Here is a 16,072-nt window from a genome sequence, read left to right as displayed (position 1 = left end):
TCAGGAGACCTTCCGCAGGAGCTTGCCCGCGAGGCGGAGATGGGAGACCCGCCCGTCCTCGCGGAGGAAGCGGACGAGCAGGCCATGATCGGCCCGGCCCTCGTCCGGGGCGATGAAGCGTACGCGGCCGAGGCCCTGCTCCGACAGGACCACCCCGTCCGGCACTCCGTCGACGCGGATCTGGTCGGAGCCGTCGGTGTAGACGCCGAGATGGTCGCGGACGTCCGGCGCCGCCAGGAACTCGTGCTCCGGCTCGGCCGGCAGCCCGAGCGCGGCGGCCGTCTCCCGGTCGAGGAACGGTCCGGCGTTCTCGGAGTTGGCCAGGATGACGAACGCGCGGCCGCTGTCGGGCAGCAGTGTGAGGCGAGCGGTGTAGCCCTTGGTGTGGCCCGCGTGCCCGGCCGCCCGCCCTCCGCCGGGGAGGTCGAAGACGTTCCAGGCGACGCCAACGTGCGAGCCCTGGTCGAACCCGTCGGCGAGCGGCTCCCAGGCCGGACCCGGGTCGGCCAGGGTGTACCGGGCGAACGCGATCAGGTCGCGGGCGGTGGTCATGAGCCCGCCCTGGCCGTTGCGCGCCCTCGACCGGCCCCACGGCCGCAGCACGCGCGGAGGCTCGCCCCCATGGCCGAGGGCCACCGGGTGGGTGACCGCCTCGTCGGTGAAGTACGTGGAGCGCCGCATGCCCGCCGGTTCGAGGACCAGGCGGCGCGCGGCGTGCTCGAACGGCTCCCCCGCCACCACCTCGACGATCCGGGCGAGGACCATGAAGCCCGCGTTGCTGTAGCCGTAGTAGCGGCCCGGCGGGGAGATCTGCGGCGCGACGGCGAGGTCGGCGACGGCCCGGGCCAGCGCGCCGGCGTCCAGCTCGTCGGCCAGGCGGTCCTTGTTGACGTCGGGCGCGAACCCGGCGCGATGCGTCAGCAGGTCCCGGACCGTGATCCGTCCGGCCGCATCGGCGTCGGCGAGCCGGAAGTCCGGCAGGTGGTCGCGGACCGCCGAGTCCACGTCGACGCCCAGCGCGGTGATCGCGGCGCCTGTGATCAGCTTGCTGACCGAGGCCACGCGGAACAGCGTGTCCTCGTCGACCGGCATCGGATCCTCGGCGCTGCGGACCCCGCGCGACTCGTAGCGCTCGCCGCCCGAGTCCAACCACGCCCTGCACAGGCCCGGTGGATCGGGGGTCACAGCGCGACGAAGGTCAGGCCGCGTTGCTTGAGCGCGGGGATGACGCTGCGCAGCGCCTCGATGGTCTGCGTCCGGTCGCCGCCGCCGTCGTGGCAGAGCAGCACGTCGGCGGCCTGCGCCTTGAGCATCTCGGCGGAGATGTGGGCGGTGCCCGGCCGTGCCCAGTCGCGCGGATCGATCTTCCAGTCGACGCAGATCATCCCGTGCGCGGTCGCGGTCTGCACGACGCCCGGCGACCACGCGCCGCCCGGCGAACGGAAGAACTTGGGCGACCGCCCGGTCGTCTGCGCGATCTGGTCGTGCGCCTCGGAGATCTCCTTCTCCATGGTCGCGGGCGGGAGCCGCACCAGGTTCAGCGGGTGGTTCACGGTGTGGTCGGCGAGCTGGTGGCCCGACTCGGCGATCCGCCGCACGACCGCGGGGAACTCCAGCACCTGCCGCCCGATCAGGTTGAACGTCGCGACCACGCCGAACTCGGCCAGCAGGTCGAGCATCATCGGCGTGTAGCGAGGATGCGGGCCGTCGTCGATCGTCAGCGCGATCGCGTTCGGCGGCGCGGGCGGCGTCAGGTCCCGGAGGCTGTGCACGGGGTTCTGCACCGCGTGCATCGGCTGGCCGTGCGCGTAGCCGGGGTCCGGCGGCGGCTTGGGCTTCTTCGGGTTGTGATGGTCGGCGTGCGCCTGGCTCCCGTTCCGCAGCCCGAGCAGCTCAGGGGCGGCGCCCGCGCCGACCCCCACCGCCGCGGCCGCCATGGAGACGATCGCCTGCCGCCTGTTCAGCCCCGCCATGCTCTCCCCGTTCCCCCAGAAATCGCCGCAAACAACTATCGGGGTGGTGCGCTCTCCGGCACAACCCGCCCCCAGTCCGAGAAAGTCCGTCATCCGAGGGTGACCATGGGCCTACGATTCGTGATTTGTGACCACCCCCCACGGTGCCGGCGCGAGTACTCACGGTGCCGGCTCCAACCATCACGCGATCCGCGAGGACCTGGCCGGCCGGGCGATCGAGCAGCGCCCGCCCCGCCGCCTCTATCTGACCGGAGCCCGGCAGGCCGATCCGCCGCCGATCCCGCCCGTCGAGCTGGCGCCGGTGGCGGACCTGATGGCGACGGCGCGAGCCTCGGCGCTGCACGGCATGGTGATCGCGCAGATCGACTGGATCCGGGAGGGCCGTGAGGTCGGCGCGAACGGAGAACTGTCCCCGGCGGCACTGACCGAGTTCCTCGACGTGACCGACGAACGGGTGAGCTCGGCCGCGTCGGAGTCGGCGGAGATGGCCGAGGCCGTACGGCAGTTCTGGGGCGCCCTGGTGGGCAGCGGCATCCTGCACATCGACACGGCCCGCTCACTGGTGTGGCCGGGCCCGAACGCGGTCGCGCTCACCGGCACCGACGGCCAGGCGGCCCTGCACGCGTGGCGGACGTTCCTCATCGCGATGCTGGACCTGTGGAGCGGTCTGGGCCGCGGCGAGCCCGAGGAGCAGGGCCTCAGCACCAACATTCTGATCTCGCTGTACGCCCACGGCGGCCCGGTCCCCCGGACCAAGCTGTCACCGCTGATCGACGAGGCGCGGGCCTACACCCAGCTGCATCTCGACACGCTCACCCACGCCGGGCTGCTCCAGCAGGACCCCGAGCTGGTCTGCGTCACCACCCTCGGCACGTACGTGTGCCACGCCCTCCTGGAGGAGGCGAGCGGGCTCCGGATCCCCGTCCTCGGCTCGTACGCCGACGCCGACGCCGCGGTCCTGCTCCAGGCCATCACCGCCTACCCGGTCGAGCGGATCCCGGTGGAGGCGCACGGCTGGCTCGGTGACCGCCCGGCCGAGGAGGGCGCCGCCGCGATCCGGGCCGCGCTGCTGGAGGTCGGCCCGATGGCGCGCCGGGCCGGGCTCGACCTGCTCGCCGGGACGTTCGGGGACACCTTCGGCATGGACGGCCGCCGGACGCTGCTGGAGCTGGCCGGGGACGAACGGCTCGGCGCGCTGGCGTTCAACTACCTGTCCCCCACCCAGCAGGCCCAGATCCCCACGCTGGGCCGCGCCACCAGCACCTGGGCGCTCATCGACCTCGCCGCGATGAGCCTGGAGGCGGGCACGCCCGCGCACGAGATGGTGCACGGCCTCGGCTACGTCGACCAGCCGGCGGGCAAGATGGCCAAGCTCATCGATCTGTTCGGCGACGCCGACCACCCGTGGGCCGCCCGCGTCCTCGACGCCATGATCGCCCACCACCCCGAGCCCGAGGTCGTGGAGGCCGCGCGGAGCGCCCGTGACCGCCTCGGTGACTAGCCGGCCGCGCCGGCGTCGATGACGGTGTCCAGCATGGCGCGGGAGGCCTCGAGGTCCTCGATGGCGCCGGTGATCCGGTCGCGTTCACGCTGAAGGTCGGCGAGCATGTCCGGGCACGTGGGAACGAGGCGTTCCTCCTCCTCGCGCAGGCAGGGCAGCACCTTGGCGATCGCGCAGGTGCCGAGGCCCGCCGCGAGCAGGCTGCGGATCCGGCGAACGGTGTCGACGTCGCCCTCTGAGTACTCGCGATAGCCGCTGGGGCGGCGCGTGGGCCGCAGCAGCTCCTGCTCCTCGTAGTAGCGCAGCAGCCGTTCGCTCACGCCCGACCGCCGTGACAACTCCCCGATGCGCATGCGACCTCCGTCACACGACTTGACTCTCACATCCATGTGAGACCTTAGCGTCCGCGGCATGAGACGAGGAATCGCGGTGCTCGCGGCGCTGACGGTGAGCGTGTTCGTGGTCGGCACGTCGGAGTACCTGATCGCGGGGCTGCTCCCGCAGGTCGCGGACGATCTGGGTGTGTCGGTGGCGACGGCCGGGCAGGCGGTCACCGCGTACGCGCTCGGCGTGGTGATCGGCGGCCCGGCGGTCACGATCCTGACCGTGCGGCTGCCCCGCAAGGGCCTGGCGATCGGCCTGCTGCTCCTCTTCGCGGCGGGCAACGCGATCTGCGCGCTGGCGCCCTCGTACGAGATGCTGCTGGCCGGGCGGGTGGTCGCCTCGCTCAGCCACGCCGCGTTCCTGACGCTGGCGATGCTGCTCACCACCCAGTCGGTCGCGCCGGAACGGACCGGTACCGCGATCGCCACGGTCGCGTCGGGCTTCGCGGTCGCGACGCTGCTCGGGGTGCCGGTCGGCGTCCTGATCGGGGACGGCGCCGGATGGCGGGCCCCGTTCGCCGTCCTGACCGGGCTGGCCCTGGCCGCCACGCTCCTGCTGGCCCTCGTCCTCCCCCGCCAGGAGGCGCGGGAGACCCGCGTGCGGGACGAGGTGCGCACGGTCACCCGGCGGCCCGTACTCCTGGTGATCGCGACGACGTCGCTGGTGATGGCGGCGGTCGCGACGGTGTTCACCTACCTCGCGCCGACGCTGACGCGGATCTCGGGCTTCGGCACGACGGCGGTGTCGGTGCTGCTGCTGGTGTACGGGGCGGGCAGCCTGCTGGGCGGGCTGATCGCCGGGCGCCTGGCGGACCGTTCACTCGGCGCGACGGTGCGCGGAACGATCGCCGCGCTGTCGGGGGTGCTGGCGCTCGTGCCACTGGCCGCCGGGTGGAAGGCGTCCGCGGTGGTGGTCGTGCTCGCGTTCGGGCTGCTCGCCTCGACCACCACGCCCACCATGCAGAGCCTGCTGCTCAAGCACGCGGGCAGCGCGCCCACGCTGGCGGTGGCGGTGAACGTGTGCGCGTTCAACATCGGCATCGCGACCGGGTCGATGGCCGGCGGCGTGATGGTCGCGGCGGGCGGCCTGCGCTGGCTCGGATTGGCGGCGGCGGTGCTCGGCCTCGGCGCGCTCGCCCTCACCTCCATGACGGAGGGCTTGTTCGGACACCGATCCGACCTTAATTTCGGAACAAGATCCTTGATCATTGAGGCGGGGCGCCATGAGTGATCTCGAACCGCTGTTCCTGGCTCGCTCGGAAGGCGAACGCCCGCAGGCGCCCGGGCCGGACTTACTCATCCTCGGCGAGCTGGTGGTCCGGAGCGGCGGCCGCGACGTCGCCCTTCCGGGCCCGAGCGTCAGGGCGCTGCTCAGCGCGCTGCTGCTCACGGCGGGCGAGGTCGTCGGGGAGGACCGGCTCCTGGAGCTGGCATGGGAGGCGGAGAAGGGGAGCCGGCGGGCGCTGCAGTGCGCGGTCCACCGGCTGCGAGGGTGGCTCGGCCGCCTCGCGACGGGGTGCCGGCTGGAGTACGCCGGGACGGGCTATCGGCTGGTTGTGCCGGGCGGCGCGGTCGACCTCGGCCGGTTCCAGGAGCTGCTGAAAGAGGCCGCCGCGGCCCAGAATCCCGAGCGCGCACTGGATCTGTTGTCGCTGGCGCTCGGCCAGTGGCGCGGGCCCGTGCTCGGCGGGCGGCCCGAATGGCTGGCCGTTCATCCGCTGGTTCGGGCGATCGAGCAGGCGCGGGTCGAGTGCGCGGCGGCGGTCGCCGACCTGGCGTTCCGGCTGAACCGGCATGACGTCGTCCCGCTGGTCGGCGAGGTCGCCGCCCTCGCTCCCTACGACGAGCCGCTCCAGGCGCGCTTCGTACGACTGCTGGCGAGGGCGGGGCGGCATGCCGAGGCGCTGCGGCACGTGGAAGAGGTGCGCAGGCGGCTCGCGGACGATCTCGGCATCGCGCCGTCGCGCGAGGTCCGCAGCGCTCACGCGGTCGCACTTCAGGGCGAGGTGCCGATGCAGTTGCCGCCCGGCCTGCCCGACTTCACCGGGCGGGCCGCCGAGACCGCCGCCGTGACCGAGCCGCTGCTGTCGGGCCGGGAACCGCGCGCCGCGCTCGTCTTCGCGATCAACGGGCCGCCCGGCGTCGGCAAGACCGCGCTGGCCTTGGAGGTCGCGCATCGGATGGCGGCGCTGTTCGCGGACGGGCAGTTGTACGCGGACCTGCGCGACCAGGCGGGACGGCCGGTCGCGCCGGACGACGTTCTCGCCAGGTTCCTGCGGAGTCTCGGGCATGACTCCGTACCGGGCTCGATGGAGGACCGCGTCGCGCTCTACCGATCGCGGACCGCGGGACGACGGGTGCTGGTGATCCTGGACAACGCGGCCGAGGAGGCGCAGGTGCGTCCCCTCGTTCCGGGCAGCAGCGGGAGCGCGGTGCTGGTCACCAGCCGGGTGTGCCTGGCCGGGCTCGCGGGCGCACGGCTGCTGCGGCTCGGCATGCTCGCGCAGGACGAGGCGGTCCGGCTGCTGGTCCGGGTCTCCGGTCGCGACGGTCTCGCGGGCGATCCGGCCGTCGGTGAGATCGCCCGGCTGTGCGACCTGCTGCCGCTGGCCGTACGGATCGCGGGCATCCGGCTGGCCGGGCGGCCGAGCCTGCGACCAGGCGGGCTGGCCCGGCTGCTGCGGAAGGAGGATCGCCGCCTGGACGAGCTCGCGGTGCACGGCCTGGCCGTACGGCCGAGCCTGGACGCCGCCTACCGCGACCTCGCGCCCGCGCACCGGCAGGCGTTCCGGCTGCTCGGCCGGTTCGGCGGCGCGTTCACCGCGCAGTCGGCCGCCGCGTGCCTGGGCGTCTCGCCCGACTCGGCCGCCGCCTACCTGGAGGCGCTCGTGGACGCCGGGCTCCTCGAGGCGGCGGCGGACTACCGGCTGCACGACCTCATCCGGCTCTACGCTCGCGAACCCGCCCCGGACTGAAAGTGATCTGAGAGCGGATCGAAAGCGGTGCTCGGTCAGGATTCAGCCGTGATCGCAGCTTCGCCTCCGTTCCTGCGCTTCGATCCCCCAGAGCTCCACGAGGGCGCCCTGGTCGTCCGCGCCGTTCCGGCGGAGGACCGCGAGCGGCGGCGCCTGGCGCCGGACGCGCCCCTCGGCTACCTCTACGAGACGGTCTCGCCCGGCGAGCCCGAACACGACCTTACGTTCACCGCCGGCCACTTCGACGAGTCGGCCCTGGTCTGGTCCTTCTCCGGGGAGGTGACCGGGATCGGCGGCATCTCCGAGCCCGCGGCTCCCGCTGCACCCGCTGCTCCCGTGTCTCCCCCGCCCAGCTCTTAGCCCCACCGGGCTTCGCACGACCCCCGCCGCCAGCGTCGCCGGAGACACCGGCGAAGAAGGAGGTTCACATGTCCGACGTCCTGACCCGTGATCCGCTGCTCACCTCGCTGTCGATGGTCGACGGCCACCACGTCGAGCCCGCCCTGCCCGCCGACCCGAGCACGCAGCCGCTCGCCTACCTGTACGCCGAGTGGGACGGCAGCGTCGCGGCGCCGCAGGCCGGCGACTTCGACGCCGACTCCCAGACCTGGTCGTGGCCGGACGGGATGCCGCAGGCCGGCATCGCGACCTACACCTCGACCAGCTGTTACCAGGGCTCGGACCGCTGCCGCGACGACACCTGCGCGTAGCGGATGACATCCCCCGGCCCCTGGGTGCTGATCGTCACCCAGGACTTCGATCCGACCGTCGATCCGGTGATCCAGACCCTGTCGGACCGGGGAGCCGGCGTCGTGCGCGTCGACCTGAGCTATTTCCCGCGCAGGTTGACGCTCACGACGTCGGACTTCGAGGGCGAGCGGCGGGTGCTGCGGCACCGCGACCGCGAGATCGACCTCGACCGGCTCTCCAGCGTCTGGTACCGCCGCCCGACCGCCTTCGACTTCGGTCCCGACATGGCCGAGCCGGAACGGCAGTTCGCCCGCAAGGAGGCCATGCAGGCGATCGGCGGCATCCTGCGCGCCACCGACTGCCTGTGGGTCAACCGCCCCGACATCGACGCCATCGGGGAGCTCAAGCCGTACCAGCTGGAGCTGGCCAAGCGGCTCGGGTTCCGCGTGCCGCGCACCCTGCTCACCAACGACCCCCGTGAGGTCGCCGATCTGGTGGCCCGGTCCGAACGGCCCGTGGTCTACAAGAGCCAGATCGGCGGCGTCATCCACTATCCGGGCGCGTTCCCCGGCGGGCTGCTCACCACGGTCGTCGGCGACGAGATCGCCGAGCACCTGGACCGGGTGGGCCACACGATGTGCATGTTCCAGGAGTACATCGACAAGGCCTACGAGGTCCGCCTGACCGTGATCGGCGACACCTACTACCCGGTGACCATCAACTCGCAGGAGATGGACACGACCACGATCGACTGGCGGGGCGAGTCGGGCGAGACGTCCGTCCTGCCCTACGGCGACTACCATCCGCTGCCCGACGAGATCATCAAGAAGACGCAGGCGATGCTGACCGAGCTGCGCGCGGTCTACGCGGCCGTGGACTTCATCGTCACGCCCGACGGCGAGTACGTCTTCCTGGAGGTCAACCCGGCCGGCCAGTTCATGTGGATGCAGTACGACCTCGGGCTGGACCTCAGCGGCGGCATGGCGGACCTGCTCATGCGGGGCGGCCCGTTCCGGCGAGGCGAGGTGACCCAGATCGGTTACTGATCGATGTCATCGAACCTGATGGCGTGGTGCCAGGCGGCGGTCGCGGTCGCGTTCGCCGCCTCGGCCACCACCAAGGTGACCGGCCGTGCCGCCTACACCGCCTTCCGCCGCTGGCTGACCGCCGGGCCGGGCGTCCCCGCACGCCTCGCGGCCCCGCTCGCGCCGGTGATGATCGCGGCCGAGGCGGCGACGGCCGTCGCGGTCGTCGTCCCGGTGCTTGCTCCGGCGGGCTTCGCGGCAGCGGTCGTGCTGCTCGTCGTCTTCAGCGCCGGGGTGCGGTCGATGATGCGGCGGCACGTCACGGTGCCGTGCCGCTGCTTCGGTGCGGGGCGCGGCGCTCCCGGCGTGCCGCACCTGATCCGGAACGGCGCGCTCCTCCTGATCGCGATCACGGGCGGCGTGGTCGCCATCGCCGGTGGAGGCGCAGGATCGTTCGGCCCCGACGAGGCGGTCGCGGCGCTCGCGGGGGCCGCGACGGCGCTGCTGCTGGTCAATCTCGAGGAGATCGTCGCCCTGGCCCGCCCCATGCCGGGCCCCGGGCGCAGCTGAGGAGGCACCATGGCGCTCTCGATCATCGGCGCGCTCGGCCTGGCCAACATCGCGCTGACCCTCCTGGTCATCAGGCGGCTCGGCGAGCACAGCAGGCTGCTGGCCGAGAACGCGACGGCGCGGCCCGCGAGCGCCGCCGGCTGGCCCGCGGCCATCGACGTGGCGCCCGGTGAGCAGGTCGGCGACTTCGCGGTGACCGCCTTCGACGGCACGTCCATGTCGCGCGGCGACCTGAACGGCAGGACGCTGGTCGGCTTCGTCGCGCCCGGCTGCCCGGCCTGCGACGCCAGCCTGCCCGACTTCATCGAACGCGCCGGAGCCGCCGAGGGCGGCCGCGCCCAGGTGGTCGCGGTCGTGATGGGCGACGCGCGGGCCGCCGGGGAGGTGTGCGAGCAGCTCTCCCCCGTGGCCAGGGTGCTGACCGAGGATCAGGAGGCGGGCCCGCTCGCGACGGCGTTCGGGGTGGGCGGCCTGCCCGCGTTCGCACTGCTCGCGGGCGACACGGTGGTGGCGAGCCACTCGCTGATCGAACGCCTGCCCGCATGATGCGTCCGGCCGCCGCGGCACTGGAGCTGGCGTGGGCGTCGGGCCGCACCCGGCTGCTGATCCGGGTGGCGCTGACCATCGTGGGCAGCGCCGTCCCGGTGGCGATGGCGTGGCTCATGAAGGCGGTCCTGGACGGCCTCACCGCGCCCGACCGTCCGTCGCTCGTCCTGCCCGCCCTGCTGCTCGCGGCGGCCGGGATGGCGGCCGCGTTCCTGCCGCAGGCCGTGCAGTACGTCGAGTCCGAGCTGCAGCGGGCCGTCGACCTGACCGCGCGCAAGCGGTTGTACGCGGCGGTCGCGCGGATGCCGGGGCTGCGCCGCTTCGAGGACCCGCGTTTCCAGGACCGGCTCGCCCTCGCCGCCGAGACCGGGCCGACCGGCCCCTCCGAAGTCGTCAGCGGCGGGCTCGGCGGCGCCCAGGGGCTGCTGATGCTGGGCGGCTTCTTCGTGACGCTCGCCGTGCTCAACCCCTGGATGCTCGTGCCCGTCGTGCTGGCGGGCGCGGTGTCCATGCACGGGCAGATCCGGCTGAGCCACTACCGGGCCCGCGTGCTCGGCGAGCTCGGCCACGCCACCCGCCGCGAGCAGTTCTACGCGCAGCTGCTGACCAGCCCGAGCGCCGCCAAGGAGGTGCGGCTGTACGGGCTGAGCGACCTGTTCGGCACGCGCATGCTCCGCGAGCTGCGCTGGATCAACCGGCGGCGCCGCACGATGGACCGGCGCGAGCTGATCGTTCAAGGGCTGCACGGGCTGGCGGGCGCCTGCGTCGCCGGCGGCGGGCTGGTGTGGGCCGTGGACGCGGCCCGGTCCGGGCGCCTCACCGTCGGCGACGTGTCAATGTTCATCGCGGCGGTCTCCGGGGTGCAGAACGGCCTGGCCGTCGTCGCCGGCAGCGCCGGGCGCATGCACGAGGCGATGCTGACGTTCGGCCATTACCTGCACGTCGTCGGCGCCGAGCCGGACCTCCCCGAATCCAGCCGGGCCTCTGGTCTGGAGCCCTTGCGCGAGGGCATCGAGCTGCGCGACGTGTGGTTCCGCTACGGCGACGGCCTTCCCTGGGTGCTGCGCGGCGTGACCCTCACGATCCCTGTCGGCCGCGCGACCGCCCTGGTCGGCCCGAACGGCGCGGGCAAGAGCACCCTGGTCAAGCTGCTGTGCCGCTTCTACGACCCGACCCGCGGCACGATCCTGTGGGACGGCGTCGACCTCCGTGACATCCCGGTCGCCGACCTGCGCGCCCGGATCGGGACCGTGTTCCAGGACTACATGTCCTACGAGCTCAGCGCCGCCGACAACATCGGCGTCGGGCGGCGCGAGGCGATGGACGACCGCGACCGCGTCGAGGCGGCGGCGCGCCGGGCCGGCTGCCACGGCACCCTTGCGGAACTGCCCCGCGGCTACGACACGATGCTGTCGAGGGCGTTCGACTCCGGCGAGCACGACGACCCCGACACCGGCGTGCTGCTATCGGGCGGGCAGTGGCAGCGGGTCGCGATCGCGCGGGCGCTGCTGCGCGACGACGCCGATCTGCTGATCCTGGACGAGCCGAGCTCGGGCCTGGACGCCGAGGCCGAGCACGAGGTGCACACCCGGCTCCGCGAGCACCGCGCGGGCCGCACCAGCCTGCTCATCTCGCACCGGCTGAGCACGGTCCGCGAGGCCGACTCGATCGTGGTGCTGTCCGGCGGCGCCGTCGCCGAACGCGGCACCCACGACGGGCTACTGGCCGCGGGCGGCGTCTACGCCCGGCTCTTCACCCTCCAGGCGTCGGGCTATCAGCAGGTGTCGTTGACCGCGTCTTCCAGCGACTGGAAGGCGGTGCCCGCGCCGCGGAGCGCCGACCCGGCCGCCGCCAGCGACTGAGGGCTGGTCTTCCCCACGGCCCCGGAGATGGCCGTCGTGGCCTGGCTGATGGCGAGGTTCAGCGCGTTCAGCTGGGTCGAGAACTGGCCCTTGGCGCTCTGGGCGAACGTCTGCAGGTCGCTCTTCACCTTCGACACGTTCGTCTGCAGTGCGTTCACGCCGTCGCTGTTCAGGCTGGTGCTCCTGAGGTCGGCGACCGACTTGTGGAGCGAGTCGAAGTCGTCGCACACCTGCGGCCGGTTCGAGTCGCCGCACGCCGTCAGTACGAAGGTCAGCGGAACCAGCGTCGCGGCCGCCACCTTCCACGTCCTGCCCGTGGATCTGCTCATGCGGCGATGATCAGCGCCCGGCCAGGCCCGCACATCACCCGCTCCGGAGGAGCATCCCGAACTCAGTCGCGGAGTTTCTGCAGCAGGCGGATCGCCTGTCCCGCCGTCAGGTCCGGCACGTAGGCGCGCCCGATGGCGTTGGCGATGGCCGGGAGCGCGGCGGGATCCGGATAGGCCATGTAGAGCGGCTGGTACTCGGGCTGGAACTTGGCCTTGAAGGCGAACAGCGAGCGGAATCCGTACACCGGCTCCAGCCACCGGCCGGTGAGGTCGAGCAGCCGCTGGAGCGCCCCCGGCTGGTCGCCCCGGTCGAGCCGGGCCAGCGGCGCGCCGGACAGGCTGAGGAACTCGGCGCCCTCGTCCTTGAGCGTGAGCGCCGCCGACGCGATCAGGAACTCCATCACGCCGCGGAACGCCTCGTCGGTCCGGCGGCGCATGAAGTCCAGCGTCCAGCCGACCGTCTTGCCGTCCTTATAGACCGGCATCCAGCTCGTCACCCCGTGCACGTCGCCGTCGGCGTCCACCGCGACCAGGCAGCGCACGTCGCGGTCCTTGAGCTCGTCCAGCCCGCCCAGCGTGAAGCCCATCTCGGGCAGGCCCTTGTCGGCGACCCACTCCTCGGAGATGGCGTTGATCTGGTGGACGATGCCGAGCGGAGCGTCCTGATAGGTCCACCACTCGGCCTTGATCCCGGCCTTGCCCGCCTTGTTGAGCGCGGTGCGCACGTCCTGCCACTTCTTGCCCTTGAACGCCAGGTCGGGCAGCGGCACGACCGTGTCCTCGGCGACCTGGACCGCGTTCCAGCCGAGCGGCTCGACCTCCGCGGTGACCCGCGGCGTGACGCTGTAGAAGCACGGGGTCACGCCGCGCTGGGAGCAGAAGTCGGCGAAGTCCCGCACCGCCTGGATGCGCGCGGCGTCCTGGCCGTACGGGTCGCCCAGTGTCACCGCGACGCCGCCGATCTCCCGGTAGGCGACCGCGGCGCCGCCGCCCTCGCTGAACCAGTACCGGTTGCCCGGCCAGGTGGTCATGTACGAGAGGGTCGAGCCGCTGCCCGAGGTCAGGATGCGCCGGGACCGTTCGGCGGCGCCGGTCTGGGAGACCGTTCGGCCGCGCCAGAAGAACGCGAGGAGCCCGGCCAGTGCCACGACCCAGAACACCATGAACAGGTAGACGTACAGCAGCTTGGCGACGTCGCCGTGCGGCAGGAACCGGGTCGGCAGCAGGTCCAGGTAGGCCGGGGCGAGGAACCGCGTGGGCAGGTCGGCGATCAGGTCGGTGAGGGCGGGCTCCGGCCGGAAGTAGTCCTGGATCATGTAGGCGAGGTGGACGTAGATGTAGGCGACGATGAAGAACGATCCGCCGACGAGCTCGGTCAGCCGCAGCCAGGACGACCGGTCGGCGCGCTGGTCGAAGTGCCGCCGGGTGAACAGCAGCAGGGCGAGGATGGCGGCCCAGGGCAGCAGCGCCTCGGCCGCGGTGACGAAGTACCAGACGTTGCTCGCGGTGTCGCTCCAGTCGAACGACGGGTCGGTCACCGCCTCGGTGAACAGCCAGCCCGCCAGCCCGAGCAGGGCCAGGTGCACGATCAGGGCCAGCCGCCAGGCGAACCGCCGCCCGCGCCGCAGCCCGTCGGCGAGCACCATCAGCAGCAGCGCGGGGACCAGCGCCAGGAACGTCGCCAGGCCGCCGTAGAGCTGCTCGGCGTGAACGGCCCGGCAGTCCCCCGCCGACCCGCCGCTGCCGCACGCCTCCTTGAGGGTGTCCGGGTCGGGCCCGGTCGCGGCGACCAGGAAGCTCAGCGGCTCCAGCGGCCCGTTCGGCTCCTGGGAGAACGCCGCGACGATCGCGCCGAGCGCGGAGGCCGCGACGGCGAGGGCGACCAGGATCCGCGTCTCGTGATGCGACGCCCGCCAGCGCGTCCCCCTTCCGCCCGCACTGGCTGCGGCTCCGCCCCGCCCGAACATCAGCAGGCCCGCGCACAGCCCGACCAGGCCGCCCGCCACCCGCACGACCTCCTGCACATGCCCGATGTAGAGCATCGTGATGAAGATCCCGACGAGCAGGAAGAGCCTGATCCGGCGCCGCCACATCGTGGTCATCGTGCAGGTGAGCGCCAGCCCGACGCCGACCGCGCCGGTGGCCGGGCCGACGTCGAGCTCGCCGGCGATGGAGCTGAGCCAGGGCTCCCCGGCCAGGTCGCCCAGCTTGATGATCCCGGTGCCGAGCAGGCTTCCGCCGACCTGGCTGACGACCAGGATCAGAGTGGTGCGCGCGGCGCCGATCCTGCGTTCGGCGGGCGCGACAAGGATCAGGATGAGGACCGTCTTGGCCAGGTAGCTCCACAGGCTCGACGCCCACAGCCCGGACGTCAGGACCGTCCACCAGCGCCCGTCCGACAGCGCCGGGAGCCCGCCGCCGATCTCGTTCAGCAGCCCCTGGGACGGGCCGTGCAGCACGCTCCCGGTGGCCAGCGCGAGGATCCACAGCGCGGCGACGTACACCAGCGTCACCGGAGAGTGCCTGAGCCTGCGCACGGCCCGCACCGTTCCGGTGACGGTCGACCAGTGGTTCATGCGGACGCCCATCACGCAGCGGATCTTGTGTGTTCGGCGTCCCCGTTTCCCTCTCCCCCAAGACTCAAGAGGGTGCAATGTCGCATCAAAGAGGACACCACTCTTGTGAGGCTCTGGAGGCAGAGGTACGGTCCGAGGACTGCTGCTTCATAACGCCCTGCAACCGGGATGTGACCGCAATGCAGCGGACACTCGACGCACGTGAGGTCTTCGCACGCCGGGACCGACCGGCCACCGGCCTTGCTCAGGACGCCGAAGCGATCGCGCTCGCCTGCCACGCCATGGCCGGGCGGTTCCGCGAGGGCGGGCGGCTCTTCTCCTTCGGCAACGGCGGCGCCGCGACCGACGCCCAGCACATCGCGGTCGAGTTCGTCCACCCGGTGATCGTCGGCAAGCGGGCGCTTCCCGCGCTGGCGCTGACGGGCGACGTGGCCACCGTGACCGGCTTGGGACAGGACGCGGGTCTCGAAGCCATCTTCTCCCACCAGCTCCGCTACTTCGCCCGGCCCGGGGACATCGCGCTCGGGATCTCCGCCGACGGCCGATGCCCGAACGTGCTGGAGGCGGTCCGCGAGGCTCGGCGGCTCGGGCTGCTGACGGTCGCGCTGCTCGGCGGCGACGGCGGCGAGATCGCGCCGCTCACCGACCATCCGATCGTGGTCGGGTCCGACGACCCACTCGTGATCAAGGAAGTGCACGTCACGGCCTATCACCTGCTGTGGGAGCTGACCCACGTCTTCCTGGAGCGGGGGATCCCGTGACCGGCTGCACCGGTGACCATTGCGTCACCTGCTCGGACGAGGCCGTCGCGGTGACCGTCGTACGGCTGCTGGACGACGACCTCGCCGAGGTCGACGTCGGCGGCGGCCGTACCGAGGAGATCAGCGTCGCGCTGGTGGAGGCGGCGGCCGGTGACACCGTGCTCGTGCACGCCAAGGAGGCCATCGGGACGGTGCCCCGATGACCGAGCAGCTCTACCCGTTCCTGCACGCCGCCGCGACCGACCTGGACACCGTGCTGGCCGAGGTGCGGCGCTCCACCGAGGAGAAGGTCGCCGAGATCGTCGCACTGCGCCGGACCGTGCTCGAGCGGGACGGTGCCCGGCTGGAGGCGTGCGCGCGGCGGCTGGGCGAGGCGTTTCGCGCGGGCGGACGGCTGTTCACCTTCGGCAACGGCGGAAGCTCCACCGACGCCCAGGACGTCGCGTCCCTGTTCCTGCATCCGGGCGGCAAGTGCCGGCCACTGCCCGCGCTCGCGCTGACGACCGACGCCGCCGTCGTCACCGCGCTGTCGAACGACATCGGCTTCGACGTGGTCTTCGCGCGCCAGCTCGCCGCGTTCGGCGGCCCCGGCGACATCGCGCTCGGGCTGTCCACCAGCGGCAACTCCACCAACCTCATCCGCGCCTTCGAGGAGGCGATGCGCAGGAAGATGCTCACGATCGGACTGGCCGGATCCACCGGCGGGCAGATGGCCGAGCTCGACGGCATCGATCACCTCTTCGTGATGCCGTCGTCTTCGGTGCACCGGATTCAAGAGGCGCAGACCACCGTCTACCACGCCCTGTGGGAACTCATTCAGCGCGCTCTGTGACGCGCACCCCGTCAGGAGCCGCGACCGGCTCCTGCCCCGCTGAACGCCC

The 16,072-nt window shown here is 72.6% G+C and carries 17 protein-coding genes; 12 read left to right on the top strand and 5 right to left on the bottom strand.

Translation table 11 applies throughout. From position 1 onward, the window contains the following. Nucleotides 1-1,185 carry a serine hydrolase domain-containing protein gene (locus J4573_RS27150; RefSeq protein ID WP_208258685.1) on the bottom strand — a complete coding sequence of 395 codons (1,185 nt, stop codon included), beginning with the start codon at nt 1,183-1,185 and terminating at the stop codon, nt 1-3. Beyond that, entirely contained in the window at nt 1,182-1,973 is a 792-nt protein-coding gene (locus J4573_RS27145; RefSeq protein WP_208258684.1) for a polysaccharide deacetylase family protein, read from the bottom strand. The genes J4573_RS27150 and J4573_RS27145 overlap by 4 nt, the downstream gene beginning before the upstream one ends. Before the next feature lie 127 nt (nt 1,974-2,100). Here J4573_RS27145 and J4573_RS27140 point away from each other — a divergent pair, with 127 nt between their 5' ends. Next, the gene (locus J4573_RS27140; protein WP_208258683.1) at nt 2,101-3,474 is read left to right on the top strand and encodes a hypothetical protein; all 1,374 of its coding nucleotides are present in this window, start codon (nt 2,101-2,103) and stop codon (nt 3,472-3,474) included. On the opposite strand, the gene J4573_RS27135 is transcribed toward J4573_RS27140, so the two are convergent. Then, a complete protein-coding gene (locus tag J4573_RS27135) occupies nt 3,471-3,827 on the bottom strand; it encodes a MerR family transcriptional regulator (RefSeq protein WP_208258682.1) in 357 nt (118 codons plus the stop codon). The two genes, J4573_RS27140 and J4573_RS27135, sit on opposite strands and share 4 nt — an antisense overlap. 58 nt (nt 3,828-3,885) lie before the next feature. On the opposite strand from J4573_RS27135, the gene J4573_RS27130 reads away from it, so the two are divergent. From J4573_RS27130 to J4573_RS27095, 8 genes are all read left to right on the top strand, one after another. Beyond that, a complete protein-coding gene (locus J4573_RS27130) occupies nt 3,886-5,088 on the top strand; it encodes an MFS transporter (protein WP_243773623.1) in 1,203 nt (400 codons plus the stop codon). Then, entirely contained in the window at nt 5,081-6,832 is a 1,752-nt protein-coding gene (locus J4573_RS27125; RefSeq protein WP_208258681.1) for an AfsR/SARP family transcriptional regulator, read from the top strand. The genes J4573_RS27130 and J4573_RS27125 overlap by 8 nt, the downstream gene beginning before the upstream one ends. 48 nt (nt 6,833-6,880) lie before the next feature. After that, on the top strand, nt 6,881-7,192 hold the full coding sequence (locus J4573_RS27120) for a hypothetical protein (protein WP_208258680.1): 312 nt from the start codon (nt 6,881-6,883) through the stop codon (nt 7,190-7,192). Between the two features lie 68 nt (nt 7,193-7,260). Further along, the gene (locus J4573_RS27115) at nt 7,261-7,542 is read left to right on the top strand and encodes a hypothetical protein (RefSeq protein WP_208258679.1); all 282 of its coding nucleotides are present in this window, start codon (nt 7,261-7,263) and stop codon (nt 7,540-7,542) included. 3 nt (nt 7,543-7,545) lie between these two features. Continuing rightward, nucleotides 7,546-8,568, top strand: coding sequence for an MvdC/MvdD family ATP grasp protein (locus J4573_RS27110; protein WP_208258678.1), 1,023 nt, complete (start codon nt 7,546-7,548; stop codon nt 8,566-8,568). 3 nt (nt 8,569-8,571) lie between these two features. Beyond that, nucleotides 8,572-9,117 carry a MauE/DoxX family redox-associated membrane protein gene (locus tag J4573_RS27105; protein ID WP_208258677.1) on the top strand — a complete coding sequence of 182 codons (546 nt, stop codon included), beginning with the start codon at nt 8,572-8,574 and terminating at the stop codon, nt 9,115-9,117. A gap of 9 nt (nt 9,118-9,126) precedes the next feature. Then, nucleotides 9,127-9,663, top strand: a complete 537-nt coding sequence (locus J4573_RS27100) for a TlpA family protein disulfide reductase (RefSeq protein ID WP_208258676.1) — start codon at nt 9,127-9,129, stop codon at nt 9,661-9,663. Further along, on the top strand, nt 9,660-11,525 hold the full coding sequence (locus J4573_RS27095; RefSeq protein ID WP_208258675.1) for an ABC transporter ATP-binding protein: 1,866 nt from the start codon (nt 9,660-9,662) through the stop codon (nt 11,523-11,525). The genes J4573_RS27100 and J4573_RS27095 overlap by 4 nt, the downstream gene beginning before the upstream one ends. On the opposite strand, the gene J4573_RS27090 is transcribed toward J4573_RS27095, so the two are convergent. Together J4573_RS27090 and J4573_RS27085 are read right to left on the bottom strand one after the other, a co-directional pair. Continuing rightward, entirely contained in the window at nt 11,438-11,854 is a 417-nt protein-coding gene (locus J4573_RS27090) for a hypothetical protein (protein WP_208258674.1), read from the bottom strand. The two genes, J4573_RS27095 and J4573_RS27090, sit on opposite strands and share 88 nt — an antisense overlap. Before the next feature lie 62 nt (nt 11,855-11,916). After that, nucleotides 11,917-14,442, bottom strand: a complete 2,526-nt coding sequence (locus tag J4573_RS27085; protein ID WP_208258673.1) for a rhomboid family intramembrane serine protease — start codon at nt 14,440-14,442, stop codon at nt 11,917-11,919. A 167-nt stretch (nt 14,443-14,609) separates the two neighbouring features. Here J4573_RS27085 and J4573_RS27080 point away from each other — a divergent pair, with 167 nt between their 5' ends. From J4573_RS27080 to J4573_RS27070, 3 genes are read left to right on the top strand one after another with little or no spacing between them, the layout of a single operon-like run. After that, entirely contained in the window at nt 14,610-15,191 is a 582-nt protein-coding gene (locus J4573_RS27080) for a D-sedoheptulose-7-phosphate isomerase (RefSeq protein WP_208258672.1), read from the top strand. Further along, nucleotides 15,188-15,394, top strand: coding sequence for a HypC/HybG/HupF family hydrogenase formation chaperone (locus tag J4573_RS27075; RefSeq protein WP_208258671.1), 207 nt, complete (start codon nt 15,188-15,190; stop codon nt 15,392-15,394). Before J4573_RS27080 ends, J4573_RS27075 begins: the two co-directional genes overlap by 4 nt. Further along, nucleotides 15,391-16,023 carry a D-sedoheptulose-7-phosphate isomerase gene (locus tag J4573_RS27070; protein WP_208258670.1) on the top strand — a complete coding sequence of 211 codons (633 nt, stop codon included), beginning with the start codon at nt 15,391-15,393 and terminating at the stop codon, nt 16,021-16,023. The genes J4573_RS27075 and J4573_RS27070 overlap by 4 nt, the downstream gene beginning before the upstream one ends. The last annotated feature ends 49 nt before the right edge of the window (nt 16,024-16,072 follow it).

Origin of the sequence: Actinomadura barringtoniae (genome assembly GCF_017573505.1) — a bacterium.
GTDB classification, from domain to species: Bacteria; Actinomycetota; Actinomycetes; order Streptosporangiales; family Streptosporangiaceae; genus Spirillospora; species Spirillospora barringtoniae.
The sequence above is the reverse complement of the archived record's forward strand: the minus strand, read 5'-3'. Positions and strand labels throughout refer to the sequence as shown.

Bases quoted from the DNA above. Each gene is read 5' to 3' on its own strand.
- J4573_RS27145 (WP_208258684.1), bottom strand. From the start codon at position 1,973: ATGGCGGGGCTGAACAGGCGGCAGGCGATCGTCTCCATGGCGGCCGCG.
- J4573_RS27135 (WP_208258682.1), bottom strand. From the start codon at position 3,827: ATGCGCATCGGGGAGTTGTCACGGCGGTCGGGCGTGAGCGAACGGCTG.
- J4573_RS27130 (WP_243773623.1), top strand. From the start codon at position 3,886: ATGAGACGAGGAATCGCGGTGCTCGCGGCGCTGACGGTGAGCGTGTTC.
- J4573_RS27125 (WP_208258681.1), top strand. From the start codon at position 5,081: ATGAGTGATCTCGAACCGCTGTTCCTGGCTCGCTCGGAAGGCGAACGC.
- J4573_RS27115 (WP_208258679.1), top strand. From the start codon at position 7,261: ATGTCCGACGTCCTGACCCGTGATCCGCTGCTCACCTCGCTGTCGATG.
- J4573_RS27110 (WP_208258678.1), top strand. From the start codon at position 7,546: ATGACATCCCCCGGCCCCTGGGTGCTGATCGTCACCCAGGACTTCGAT.
- J4573_RS27105 (WP_208258677.1), top strand. From the start codon at position 8,572: ATGTCATCGAACCTGATGGCGTGGTGCCAGGCGGCGGTCGCGGTCGCG.
- J4573_RS27100 (WP_208258676.1), top strand. From the start codon at position 9,127: ATGGCGCTCTCGATCATCGGCGCGCTCGGCCTGGCCAACATCGCGCTG.
- J4573_RS27095 (WP_208258675.1), top strand. From the start codon at position 9,660: ATGATGCGTCCGGCCGCCGCGGCACTGGAGCTGGCGTGGGCGTCGGGC.
- J4573_RS27090 (WP_208258674.1), bottom strand. From the start codon at position 11,854: ATGAGCAGATCCACGGGCAGGACGTGGAAGGTGGCGGCCGCGACGCTG.
- J4573_RS27085 (WP_208258673.1), bottom strand. From the start codon at position 14,442: ATGGGCGTCCGCATGAACCACTGGTCGACCGTCACCGGAACGGTGCGG.
- J4573_RS27080 (WP_208258672.1), top strand. From the start codon at position 14,610: ATGCAGCGGACACTCGACGCACGTGAGGTCTTCGCACGCCGGGACCGA.
- J4573_RS27070 (WP_208258670.1), top strand. From the start codon at position 15,391: ATGACCGAGCAGCTCTACCCGTTCCTGCACGCCGCCGCGACCGACCTG.